Raw genomic sequence first — 11213 nt, forward strand, 5'->3', positions numbered from 1 at the left:
CCGGCAAGGCGTCATTAAAAATAGCCCTACTTCCTTGATTTACGATAAAGTCAAGTCTGTGGCGACGGATTATGCGTATGCCTGTGGCTTTTTTTAACAATTTGCGGACCACTGTGGAGATTCTCCGGCTCCGCCTGCCAAGAAACTGCCGGTAGGCCAGGGGGTTGGGGAGGTGCCCTCCTTAGTTCCTTTTTCCTGATACTAATTTTCTACGCCGCACTGGATCGATCTTTGTTAAAAGGGTAACTATTCAGGGTATGTTGCTCTGAGGGGAATAGTTACCGTTAAAGGAAAAATCGGCCCTGGTTGAATAAGGAGACAGAATGAAAGACTTTGACATCCTTGTCGTGGGCGAGTTAAATTTAGACCTGATTATAACCGGCGATGTCACCCCTGCCTTTGGCCAGGCCGAAAAGCTGGTAGACGACGCCACGTTCACCCTGGGCAGTTCGTCGGCCATTTTTGCCGGCGGCGTGGCCCGGCTGGGGCTGCGGGTGGCCTTCATTGGCAAAGTGGGCGACGATGATTTTGGCCAGGTGGCCCTGCGTTTTCTGCAAGAGCGCGGCATTGATACATCTGGCGTGGTGATTGACCCCACCCTAAAAACCGGCCTCAGCGTCATCCTTTCCCGCCCCGAGGACCGGGCCATTTTAACCCATCTTGGCGCTATTGCCGCGCTGCGCTATGAGGAAATTGACCAAACGCTTTTGGCCCGCGCCCGGCACCTGCACCTGGGTAGTTTTTTTCTGTTAGATTCCCTCATCCCCAACGTGCCGACGCTGTTTGAAACAGCCCGGTCGTCCGGCCTGACCACCTCCCTTGACACCAATTACGACCCCTTGGAACAGTGGAACAGTGGCCTGGCCAACGTGCTGGCCCATACCAACGTATTTTTGCCCAACGAAATTGAACTCCGGGGCGTTACCGGAGAGACAAACCTGGCAGTTGCTCTGGGCAGGTTGGCCCGGCGTGACCTGTTGGTCGCAACCAAACTTGGCCCAGAGGGAGCCATCGCCCAACATGGCAATAAAATTGTGCGGGCCGACCCGCTGCCGGTGGACGTGGTTGACACCACCGGGGCCGGAGACTCTTTTGACGCCGGGTTTATCTATGGTTATTTGGCCGGTTGGGAACTCTCCCGCGCCCTGCGCCTGGGCTGCGTGTGCGGCTCTTTGTCCACCCGCGCTACCGGAGGCGCCACTGCCCAGGCTACCCTGGATGAGGCTTTGGCGGCGATGTAGATATTTCACCTTGACATTTCCTCAACCTCTTTTAAAATCATTACACCACTGCTTATTGAAGAAGTTTTATTCTATCATTTGCTTGCTTTTCACTACATTTTCTTTTGTTATTTGCTAAGGAGACAAAAATGCTTACACCTACCCTCATTGTTATGGCCGCCGGAATCGGCAGCCGCTATGGCGGCTTAAAACAGGTTGACCCCATTGGCCCCCACGGCGAAATCATTCTGGATTATTCTATTTACGACGCCCTCAAGGCCGGCTTTGGTAAAATAGTATTCATCATCAGGGCGGATATTGAGCAAGTATTCCGAGAAAAAGTAGGCCGGACGATTGAAGAACGCAGCGATACCACTTATGTTTTTCAAAAAATCGAAGACCTCCCGCCCGGCTTTGCCGTTCCGCCGGACCGCAAAAAACCCTGGGGCACCGGGCACGCTGTGCTCAGTTGCCGCCACGTGGTGAATACCCCCTTTGCCGTGATCAACGCCGATGATTTTTACGGCCAATCATCGTTCCAAACGCTGGCCGACTATCTCAAACAGGCCCAAGACCGTGAGGGCGTTTATGATTATTGTATGGTGGGGTACGTGGTGGAAAACACCCTCACCGAACACGGCCACGTGGCCCGCGGCGTTTGCGCGGTAAATCAGGACGGATTTTTGATGGGAATCCGTGAGCGCACCCGGATAGAGAAGTTTGGCGAAACGGCCAAATACACTGAAGACGGGGAACACTGGTTTGAGATACCAAAGGGAAGTTTTGTTTCAATGAACATGTGGGGTTTCACCCCGGTTTTCCTGGCCGAACTGGCCGCCCGTTTTCCTCCCTTTTTGCAAAACAACCGGAACAACCTGCAAAAAGCGGAATATTTTCTGCCCGACGTCGTCGGCGAGCTGCTCAAAGAAAACAAGGCCACAGTCAAAGTATTGCCCACCGGCGAGCGCTGGTTTGGCGTAACCTACCAGGAAGACAAACCCAGGGTCAAACAAGCCATCAGAGATTTGATCGGTCAAGGCGTCTATCCAGAAAATTTGTGGGGGGCGCCATGATTGTCAGAAATTATTTGGACACAGAATATAAACTGGAGTCCTCGCACGCCGGGCAGGGGCAGGTAAAAAATGTGCGCCTGTTTGAGGCGGAAGATTTTGACACCAAACTGCGCTTCATCTACTATCTGGAAATGGAGCCAAATACATCCATTGGTTACCACCAGCATGGCCACAATGAAGAGGCTTACGTTGTTCTTGAGGGCCAGGGCCTGATGACGGTAAACGGCGAAGCCAGGGCGGTGAAAACCGGCGACGTTATCTTGAACAAACCCGGCTGGAGCCACGGCCTGGAAAACACCTCCGGCCAGGTTTTGAAACTCTTGGTTTTTGAAGTAACGCAATAAAGAGAGGATTTTTTGCCAAAAAGGAGATGATGAGGATGAACAAAAGAGAGGCGATTTTAAGTTTACTGGACAACGGGCTGGATAGAAAAGGCATCGCCCCGGATAAGTTCATCCTGGCCGCCGACTGCACCCTGCCCGCGGATGTTGATTGGGATAACGTCAAAACGGCCATTAATACGGCGCACGAATATAAGAGGTAGCCGGATGAAACGATTTAACTACCTGGCCCCCAAAAACTTAACCCAAACCCTACGCCAATGAAAGAACGCGGGCGTTCGGTTGATGCGCCGGCCGGCCTTAAGGGGGTAACAGAAATCCGCAAGGCCCTGGCCGGTAATCTGGGCCGGTGGACGGGATACGATGATGGTTAACGCCCTTATTCATCCCCCTATCATCCCCTTGCCGGAGCAATCAAGGTGGGCGCAAACGTTGGGGCAAATTGCCGCTGCGCCGCTGGAATTTTGCCTAAACTTTCCCCTTATTGCCCAACGTTTTGAGGCGTGGTGGAACCAGGATATGCTCGACCGGCCTATCTTTATCGCCTCAGCAAACGCCAACCCGGAGCGACCCCTGACTCGCCGCCTGGAATTGCTGGACCAACCCCAGGCTTGGCTGCAAGCCAAACTTGCGGACCTGCGCCAGTTGCATCGCGTGGGCGATGCCCTACCATTCATTCGGATTGATTTTGGCGCGGTGCTTTTAGGCAGTTTACTGGGGGCGCGGCGGGAGGTAGGCGCCGATACCAGTTGGACCCACGCCTTTATTAACGATGACTGGTCAAATGCGCCTGATTGGACCATTAGCGACGACAACGCCGACTGGCAACTGCTGCAAACGCTGCTGCAACGGGTGGCAGATGGGGCAAAAGGCCGTTACCTGGTCTGCACGCCCGATTTGGGCGGCTCGGCAGACGTACTGCTCAATTTGCGCGGCTCCGGGCCGCTGTCATTGGATATGATTGACCAACCTGGCCGGGTGCAAACTGCCCTTGAGTCTATTTACCCCGCCTGGCACCGGGCCTTTACGGCGCTGTATCAAAATACCGTAGGCCGAGAAGCCGGTGTTATTCACTGGGTGCAATTGTGGTCAAATCAACCCTACGTGGTTCCGGCCTGTGATTTCAACGCCCTGGTTAGTCCCCAACATTTCCGGGAGTTATTTTTGCCCGATATCGCTCGCCAGGCGGCCACAATGGGCCGGGCCGTTTTTCATCTCGATGGCCCCGGCGCTACCCGCCATATTGACGCCTTACTTGAACTCTCTACCCTCCAGGCCATTCAATTTACCCCGGGAGCCGGGACGTCTTCAGCCCTGGCGTGGGTAGAGATGTTCCACAAAATCCAACAGCAAGGGCGATCTGTGTTGGTTATTTGCCCCGCCAATGAAGTTCTGGCGCTAGGTGCAGCCCTCCACCCCAAAGGTCTGGCTATTTGGGTTGACTCAGCGCTTACGCCGGTTGAACTTGACGACCTCTTTGGGCAATTTTGCCGGCAGTATGGGGCACGTTCTCAATAATTCGGGGATTGTCGGGGGGTAGAAGAAGGCATTGCCTTCTTTTACCTCGATTGGCCGTCACCTTGCCATGTCATTAGTAGGCCATAGGCCGAAGAATCTCCTGTGGCCTAACGTTGCGCCGGTTTTAATATATTTCATGGAGATTCTTCGCTCGTTCCTCACTCAGACCTGTCTTGAGCGTAGCCGAAGGAATGACAAGACCTGAATGAATACAGATTTTTTAAATAAGGAGCCACGCATGCCTGCTGCTGAAAATAAACAAGCTATTGCCGAACAACATTTAACCTATATGGCCATCACCGGCGTCTTTTGGACAATTTTTGCCGTGTTTAACCTGCTCAGAAAAGGCAAAACTTTGCACCTGAAACCTTTTGACTTTGTATTATTGGCCTTTTCTGCCCTGCGCATGGGGCGCCTGATTGCTTACGACCTGGTGACCCAACCTTACCGCGCGCCCTTTACCGAAACTGTCCCGGATTCGTACGGGGCCAGTGAAATAGTAGTGCCCAAACAATCCGGCTGGCGACGGGCCGTGGGCGAACTGGTTTCCTGCCCCATTTGTTCAGGCACCTGGGCGGCGGCGGCCCTGGTTTACGCCCTGCAAATTGCGCCCGGCCCCACCCGAATTTTCATCGCCATTATGGGCGCTATTGGCGCCGGCGAAATCCTTAACGCTCTCACCGAATCCCTGAGCTGGGGCGGCGAGTCGTCGCGCAAACAGGCCGGCCATAGGACTGAGGCATGAAAGTTGCCCTGGCCCACGACTGGCTCAATCAGATGGGCGGCGCAGAGAATGTGTTGGAGCAAATGGTGGCCCTCTATCCCGGCGCGCCGGTTTTTACCACCATTTATGCGCCAAACATGATGCCGCCGGCTTACCGGGATTGGGATATTCGCTCCACCTGGCTCAACTGCGCGCCGGGCATTCACCGGCATCACCAGCCCTACTTGCCGCTTTATCCCCTGGCCGTCCAAAGTATGGACGTTAGTGGTTACGACGTTATCTTATCAAACAAAAGCGGTTTTATTCACGGGCTGCGTTATCCGGCCCAACAGTTGCACATTTGTTACTGCCTGGCCCCTACCCGCTACGTGTGGGATTACAGAAGTTATGCTGCCCGCGAAGGTTTTGGCTCCTGGCTGGGGCCGGCCCTGAAGCCAATCATCACACGTTTGCAAAAGTGGGATTTTGAGGCGGCTCAACCCCCTCTTGCCGCCTCTTATCCCCGGTTGGAAAAGCAGAGGGGAGTGCACCACTTCATTGCCATCTCCCGCGAGATTCAAAGCCGCATCAAAAAATACTACCACCGCGATTCGGTGGTTATCCACCCGCCGGTAGACACCAGCCGTTTTCGCCCGTGCCCCAAACCGGCCGGCGACTACTACTTCATTGTCTCCCGCCTGATTCCCTATAAACGGATTGACCTGGCCGTGCAGGCTTGCAGCCGCGCAGGCAAACGTCTTATTATTGTAGGAGATGGCCGGGACCGGGCTGCGCTGGAAGCGATGGCCGGCCCCACGGTTGAATTTAAAGGCCGTTTGCCCTGGCCCCAAACCGCCCACTTAATGGCTCACTGCCGGGCCTTTATCTTCCCCGGTTATGAAGATTTTGGCATTACCCCCCTGGAGGCCCAGGCCGCGGGTCGGCCGGTGATTGCCTTTGGGCAGGGTGGCGTATTGGATACCGTCATCCAGGGTGAAACAGGTCTCTTTTTCCGAGAACAGTCGGTTGAGGCTTTGCTGGTCGCCATTAAACAATTTGAAACCATGTCTTTTAACCCTGCTGCTGCCCGCGCCAACGCCGAACGTTTTGGCATAGCCCGATTCAAACGGGAATTGGGAAATTTTGTAGCCGAGAAATGGCAAGAGTTTGGGGAAGGCAGGGAACAGGCCTAACAAACGCCTAATCCATATTTTCTAAGCCAGAACTTGACCCCCATTCCCCCGGGTGACGGCTGCCGGAGAATATCTTCGTTTTGAGCAATAGCAGCCAACCAAGACCCACCACAATAAAACTATCGGCCAAATTGAAGGCCGGCCAGCGTAATGCGCCCAAACCCACGTCAATAAAATCAATCACCCGGCCGTCCAGGAGCCGGTCGGTGAAATTGGCAATAGCGCCGCCCAAAATTAATCCCAGCGGCCACACGGCCTGCTCCGGCAGTTCACCGCTGCGTAAAACATTTATGGTCCAGATAAGCAAAACCAAAATGATAACCCCAGTGAGAATCAGCGGCCACAGCCCGCTGTTGGTAAACATGCTAAAAGCCACGCCGGTATTGTAGCCCAGGGTAAAACGAAAAAATTGCCCGATAATTGGCCTGGGTTGATAGGGGGCAAAGGTTTGCTGCGCCCAGGCTTTGCTCAACCCATCCAGAACCAGCGTTATAAAAAAAACAATCAGTAAGCGGGGAAATATTTTCACAATAAGGCTAACCTCTCTCTTTATTATAAAGGGGGTATGTTATATTAGCTCCAAGCAAGTTGTCAAATTTTTGTTTGTTTTGCGCCAATATTATTTGACAAATTTTTAAGGTGCAATACAATGCTATTGCAAATATTTGCAAAAACAATATATCGCAAAAAGGAGGTTTTATTAGAATTTATGGAAAATCTGTTACAGCTTGCCCCTATTATTCCACCGGGACCGGAGAAGGTGATCCCGGCCATGCACATTCCTGATGGTTTTTTGAGCCTGACCATCTCGATAGTCTTTTGGATATTCACCGTTATCCTTCTGGCCGTTGCTACCCGGCGCACCCAAAACGCGCTGGGCGAGCGTCAAATTCCCCTGATGGGCATTATGGCAGCCTTCATTTTTGCCGCGCAAATGCTTAATTTCCCCATTGCCGGGGGCACGTCGGGGCATATGCTGGGCGGGGCGTTGGCCGGCATTGTGCTGGGGCCCTGGGCCGGCATGCTGGTGATGGCCAGCGTGATTGCCTTGCAAGCATTGCTGTTTCAGGATGGCGGGCTGTTAGTGATGGGCGCGAACATTTTTAACATGGGCCTGCTAACCGTTTTGATTGGTTACGGCCTCTATCGCAGCGTGCTGGGGCAAAACCGGGGCGTGCGGCTGGGCGTGGCCGGAATAGCGGCCTGGTTAGCGGTCATGACGGCCGCCCTGGCTACATCGCTTCAGCTTTGGTTCAGCGGCACGTCGCCGCTGCAAATTGTAATGCCCGTGATGCTGGGCGTCCACGCGCTCATCGGCATTGGTGAGGCGCTTATCACGGCAGCCGCCCTGGGCTTTATTATGCGCGTGCGTCCCGACCTGCTGGAAACTGAAGCGGTTGAGTCTCGGGGCGGACGGGGCTGGGTGGTAGCCGGTTTGGCCCTGACGCTGGTTGTGGTTCTGTTTGCGCCCTGGGCCTCGGCAGACCCGGATGGATTGGAACGGGTGGCCGAGGATTTGGGTTTCATTGGGCTTGGGGCAGACGCCCCCTATCAAATTTTGCCCGACTATACCATTCCTTTTCTTGGCGAAACCGGCCTGTCTACCATTATTGCCGGCGCAATTGGGGTGCTGCTGGTGGCCGCTATAGCCGTGGGCGTGGGGCGTTTGTTGCAACGCCCGGCCAAAACCGCTCCTGAATCCGGCTGATTATAATGCTCCAGAAAAGTTTTTGCCGCTGAAACGGTAGCAAGGTAGCAGAGTAGCAAACTTTTTATCTGCTACCTTGCTACCCTGTTTTTTGGGAAGGAATTTTTCTGGACATCTATTCCTAAAGTAGTAACAATTCAACTTTACGTCTATCGGCGTATCTTTTTTTTACGGAGCCTACCCAAAATTGGGTAGGCTCTACGTTTTTTTAAGTAGACAACCCCGCCTTAAACATACCTCCTATTACTCAGCCAACCTTCATATATTGGGCGATGCGCCATCAAAAAAAACGTGATATGCTGATAATGTTTTATGATGAAGCCAAGTACAGGAAAAATGGCCAAAGGAAACATTGAAGATCACGTGTCTGCTTTAATTGTAGCCAGCCCGGGCCGCATGCGAGATGGGCTGCGGGCCTTGTTAAGAAATGTACCCCGTATCGGAGCTATTCTTCAGGCCGACGATAGTTCATCTTCCCTGGAAATGATTGTTAAAGAACAACCGGCCCTGGTTTTGCTGGATTCAAAGTTGGCCGACGACGATATCCAAAACGTACTCCAACAAATCAAAATCGAATCGCCGCAAACGCGCTGCATTGTGTTGGCCGATAATAGTGAGCAGCAATGGCTGGCCAAAACCGCCGGAGCCGATAGTGTACTGCTAACCGGATATTCAACCGAAATACTATTTGCCACCATAGAAGGAGTGTTATCTTGGCCCCGGAATATATTCTCTTCAGACCCTAACCCCAATAAACCGGCATTAGAAATAAGAAATGAGAAACTGGACGGGAATGTTGATGAACTGGCCACCTCTAATTTTTAAGCTCTAATTTCTCAATAAGATACTGATGGTTTCAGAGACCTTTAGGTTGTAAAACCTACAAAACCCAAACATCCAGGAGCAAAACAATGAATAACAAAAAATCAACCATAGATATTCCCCAACTGGCCCAGTTTGCCATTGACCGTTCCACCGATCCCATTTTCTGGATTGCGCCTGATGCGCACCTGGTGTATGTCAATGAGGCCACCTGCCGAACGCTGGGCTACAGCCGCGACGAATTATTATCAATGACCGTCTTTGATTTTGACCCGGCCTTTCCCCAAGAAGCCTGGCCGGACCACTGGCAAGAGCTGAAACAGCGCGGCTCATTGACCATTGAAACCAAACACCGCACCAAAGAGGGCCGAATCTTTCCGATTGAGGTTACGGTCAATTACCTGGCATTTGACGGCCAGGAATACAACTGCGCCTTTGCCCGCGACATCTCCACACAAAAGGAAAAGGAAGCCAGATTGCGTTGGTTTGGCCTGGCCGTGGAACAGAACCCCGATGGCATCGCCATTGCCGACGCAGACGGGAATATCCAGTTTGCCAATACCGCCTGGGCCGAGTTACACGGTTACAATTTGGAGGAGATTGAGGGCCGGCACCTCAGTATCTTCCATACCGAAGAACAGATGCAAAAAGACGTGATTCCCTTTAATGAAAAGGTTTTTCAGGATGGTTTCCATCGCGGCGAAATGGGCCATGCCAGAAAAGACGGCACGGCTTTCCCCACAATGATGACCACGGCCTTGATTCGAGACGACCAGGACAATCCCATTGGCCTGGTAGGCATAGCCCGCGACATCACCGCCCAAAAGCAAGCCGAAGCCGAGCGCGAGCGCCTGCAAGAAGAAATCATCGAGGCCCAACGCCGGGCCATTGCCGAACTCTCCACCCCCGTTATCCCCATTATGGACCGCGTGATTGTGATGCCCCTGGTGGGCAGCATTGACAGCCTGCGCGCCCGCGACATCACCCGTTCGCTGATGGCGGGTATTGGACAGCACCGGGCCAAAGTGGTGATCCTGGATGTGACCGGCGTAGCCATTATGGACACCGGCGTGGTCAACCACCTTAACAAAACTATCCAGGCGGCCCGGCTCAAGGGCGCGCGGACTATTGTCACCGGCATCTCCGACGCCGTGGCCGAGGCCATTGTGGATTTGGGCATTGATTGGGGCCATATTGAAACCTTGAGCGATTTACAGACCGGCTTGATTGTGGCCTTAGGTACATTAGGGGTTCAATTAAACAAAGCATGATCTCAATTGAGGAAGACTGATGGCAATCTGGTTCAAGCAAATCATTGCGCCGCCTGTTTTTGAAAACGAAGACCAAACCCGCAAAGCCAAACTGCTCAACACCATGCAACTTATCCTGCTGGGGGTGATGGTTTCTGTTATCCCTATTTTGTTGTTTTTGGACCCGCGAGACGCCTTAACCAATCTTTCTCTCCTTGTTCCCCCTATTGGAACCATTATTGTTTTGCTTTATCTACTCCGGCGCGGTCATATAGAGTTTTCTGGCATGTTGTTAATGATCATGCTATGGCTCGTTATCACTATCAACAGTTGGATTTATGGGGGTATACGGAACGGCGCTCACAACAGTTATTTTATTATTGTGGCCATTGCCAGCCTGTTGTGGGGCGCGCGCGCTACTCTGAGCTGGGGCGGCTGGTGCTTGCTGACCACAGGGGGACTATATATGGCCGAATTAAACGGCCTTATGGTCCCGTTTATGGATTACCCTCCGGTTACATTTGGCGATTGGTTTCTGTCGGCGGTGGTTTTTGGCATTGTTATTTTATTACTGGCCGTGGGGGCTGCCACGCTCAACCAGGCCCTCAACCGGACCCGTCATAATGAGCAGGTCTTGGTCCAACGCACCGCCCAACTGGCGGCAAGCAACACATACCTGGAAACGGAAATGCTGCAACGCCAACAAGCCCAGGAAGAGAACGAACATTTGCAACAGCAAATTATCGAAGCGCAGCGTCAAGCCCTTAAAGAACTCTCTACCCCCATTATCCCGGTTATGGACCACATTATAGTGCTGCCCCTGGTGGGCAGCATTGACAGCCTGCGGGCCAGAGACATCACCCGTTCATTACTGGCGGGCATCAGTCACAATCGGGCCAAAGTGGTCATTTTGGATGTCACCGGCGTGCCTGTTATTGATAGCGGCGTGGCCGCTCATTTGAATAGAACTATTCAGGCGGCGCGACTCAAGGGGGCGCGACTCATTATTACCGGCATCTCCGACGCCGTGGCTGAAGCGATTATAGAGTTAGGCATTGATTGGAGCGGCATCGAAACCTTGAGCAACCTGCAAACCGGATTGGTAGCGGCCCTGGGCGCTTTGGGGGTTAGGTTGAGTAAAACATAAAACGATAAGTGATTGCCAACCAGGAGATTAACTATGGAAACAAGTACCATCCAAAAATTAGAAAATTTGCTACTGGTTGCCGTGCCCCGCGACCTGATGGATGAAGAAGTGCTGCGGCTGCGCCGCCAGGTGTCGCAAGAAGTACGCAAATATCGTTCGCGGTGGGTGCTATTGGATTTTTCCCAGGTAGATATCTGCGACAGTTTTTTTGGCCGCTTTATCCAGAGCATGGCCGAAA

At 52.9% G+C, this 11213-nt stretch carries 13 protein-coding genes; 12 read left to right on the forward strand and 1 reads right to left on the reverse strand.

The annotated features are described in order from the left end of the window. Nucleotides 1–323 precede the first annotated feature (323 nt). The 7 genes from JW953_06990 (at nt 324) to JW953_07020 (ending at nt 6048) form a co-directional block, all read left to right on the forward strand. Nucleotides 324–1241, forward strand: a complete 918-nt coding sequence (locus JW953_06990) for a carbohydrate kinase family protein (protein ID MBN1992434.1) — start codon at nt 324–326, stop codon at nt 1239–1241. A 128-nt stretch (nt 1242–1369) separates the two neighbouring features. Continuing rightward, nucleotides 1370–2293 carry a nucleotidyltransferase gene (locus tag JW953_06995; protein MBN1992435.1) on the forward strand — a complete coding sequence of 308 codons (924 nt, stop codon included), beginning with the start codon at nt 1370–1372 and terminating at the stop codon, nt 2291–2293. After that, nucleotides 2290–2637 carry a cupin domain-containing protein gene (locus tag JW953_07000; GenBank protein MBN1992436.1) on the forward strand — a complete coding sequence of 116 codons (348 nt, stop codon included), beginning with the start codon at nt 2290–2292 and terminating at the stop codon, nt 2635–2637. The genes JW953_06995 and JW953_07000 overlap by 4 nt, the downstream gene beginning before the upstream one ends. A 35-nt stretch (nt 2638–2672) precedes the next feature. Beyond that, nucleotides 2673–2837 carry a hypothetical protein gene (locus tag JW953_07005; GenBank protein MBN1992437.1) on the forward strand — a complete coding sequence of 55 codons (165 nt, stop codon included), beginning with the start codon at nt 2673–2675 and terminating at the stop codon, nt 2835–2837. A gap of 160 nt (nt 2838–2997) precedes the next feature. Further along, nucleotides 2998–4152 carry a hypothetical protein gene (locus JW953_07010; protein ID MBN1992438.1) on the forward strand — a complete coding sequence of 385 codons (1155 nt, stop codon included), beginning with the start codon at nt 2998–3000 and terminating at the stop codon, nt 4150–4152. A 238-nt stretch (nt 4153–4390) separates the two neighbouring features. Continuing rightward, a complete protein-coding gene (locus JW953_07015) occupies nt 4391–4897 on the forward strand; it encodes a DUF1360 domain-containing protein (GenBank protein MBN1992439.1) in 507 nt (168 codons plus the stop codon). Continuing rightward, a complete protein-coding gene (locus tag JW953_07020) occupies nt 4894–6048 on the forward strand; it encodes a glycosyltransferase (protein MBN1992440.1) in 1155 nt (384 codons plus the stop codon). The genes JW953_07015 and JW953_07020 overlap by 4 nt, the downstream gene beginning before the upstream one ends. A gap of 7 nt (nt 6049–6055) precedes the next feature. Here JW953_07020 and lspA read toward each other — a convergent pair whose 3' ends face one another. Next, on the reverse strand, nt 6056–6577 hold the full coding sequence (gene lspA / locus JW953_07025; GenBank protein MBN1992441.1) for a signal peptidase II: 522 nt from the start codon (nt 6575–6577) through the stop codon (nt 6056–6058). A gap of 180 nt (nt 6578–6757) precedes the next feature. On the opposite strand from lspA, the gene JW953_07030 reads away from it, so the two are divergent. The 5 genes from JW953_07030 to JW953_07050 form a co-directional block, all read left to right on the forward strand. Next, on the forward strand, nt 6758–7756 hold the full coding sequence (locus JW953_07030) for a PDGLE domain-containing protein (GenBank protein MBN1992442.1): 999 nt from the start codon (nt 6758–6760) through the stop codon (nt 7754–7756). A 336-nt stretch (nt 7757–8092) separates the two neighbouring features. Beyond that, nucleotides 8093–8581, forward strand: coding sequence for a response regulator transcription factor (locus tag JW953_07035; protein ID MBN1992443.1), 489 nt, complete (start codon nt 8093–8095; stop codon nt 8579–8581). 86 nt (nt 8582–8667) lie between these two features. Next, on the forward strand, nt 8668–9849 hold the full coding sequence (locus JW953_07040) for a PAS domain S-box protein (GenBank protein ID MBN1992444.1): 1182 nt from the start codon (nt 8668–8670) through the stop codon (nt 9847–9849). A gap of 19 nt (nt 9850–9868) precedes the next feature. Continuing rightward, nucleotides 9869–10975, forward strand: coding sequence for an STAS domain-containing protein (locus JW953_07045; protein MBN1992445.1), 1107 nt, complete (start codon nt 9869–9871; stop codon nt 10973–10975). Nucleotides 10976–11008: 33 nt separating this feature from the next. Next, nucleotides 11009–11213: hypothetical protein (locus tag JW953_07050; protein MBN1992446.1), on the forward strand; the 205-nt coding region annotated here is incomplete at its 3' end.

The organism is Anaerolineae bacterium, assembly GCA_016931895.1.
Taxonomy (GTDB): Bacteria; Chloroflexota; Anaerolineae; order 4572-78; family J111; genus JAFGNV01.

Bases quoted from the DNA above. Each gene is read 5' to 3' on its own strand.
- JW953_06990 (MBN1992434.1), top strand. From the start codon at position 324: ATGAAAGACTTTGACATCCTTGTCGTGGGCGAGTTAAATTTAGACCTG.
- JW953_06995 (MBN1992435.1), top strand. From the start codon at position 1,370: ATGCTTACACCTACCCTCATTGTTATGGCCGCCGGAATCGGCAGCCGC.
- JW953_07000 (MBN1992436.1), top strand. From the start codon at position 2,290: ATGATTGTCAGAAATTATTTGGACACAGAATATAAACTGGAGTCCTCG.
- JW953_07005 (MBN1992437.1), top strand. From the start codon at position 2,673: ATGAACAAAAGAGAGGCGATTTTAAGTTTACTGGACAACGGGCTGGAT.
- JW953_07010 (MBN1992438.1), top strand. From the start codon at position 2,998: ATGATGGTTAACGCCCTTATTCATCCCCCTATCATCCCCTTGCCGGAG.
- JW953_07015 (MBN1992439.1), top strand. From the start codon at position 4,391: ATGCCTGCTGCTGAAAATAAACAAGCTATTGCCGAACAACATTTAACC.
- JW953_07020 (MBN1992440.1), top strand. From the start codon at position 4,894: ATGAAAGTTGCCCTGGCCCACGACTGGCTCAATCAGATGGGCGGCGCA.
- JW953_07030 (MBN1992442.1), top strand. From the start codon at position 6,758: ATGGAAAATCTGTTACAGCTTGCCCCTATTATTCCACCGGGACCGGAG.
- JW953_07035 (MBN1992443.1), top strand. From the start codon at position 8,093: ATGGCCAAAGGAAACATTGAAGATCACGTGTCTGCTTTAATTGTAGCC.
- JW953_07040 (MBN1992444.1), top strand. From the start codon at position 8,668: ATGAATAACAAAAAATCAACCATAGATATTCCCCAACTGGCCCAGTTT.
- JW953_07045 (MBN1992445.1), top strand. From the start codon at position 9,869: ATGGCAATCTGGTTCAAGCAAATCATTGCGCCGCCTGTTTTTGAAAAC.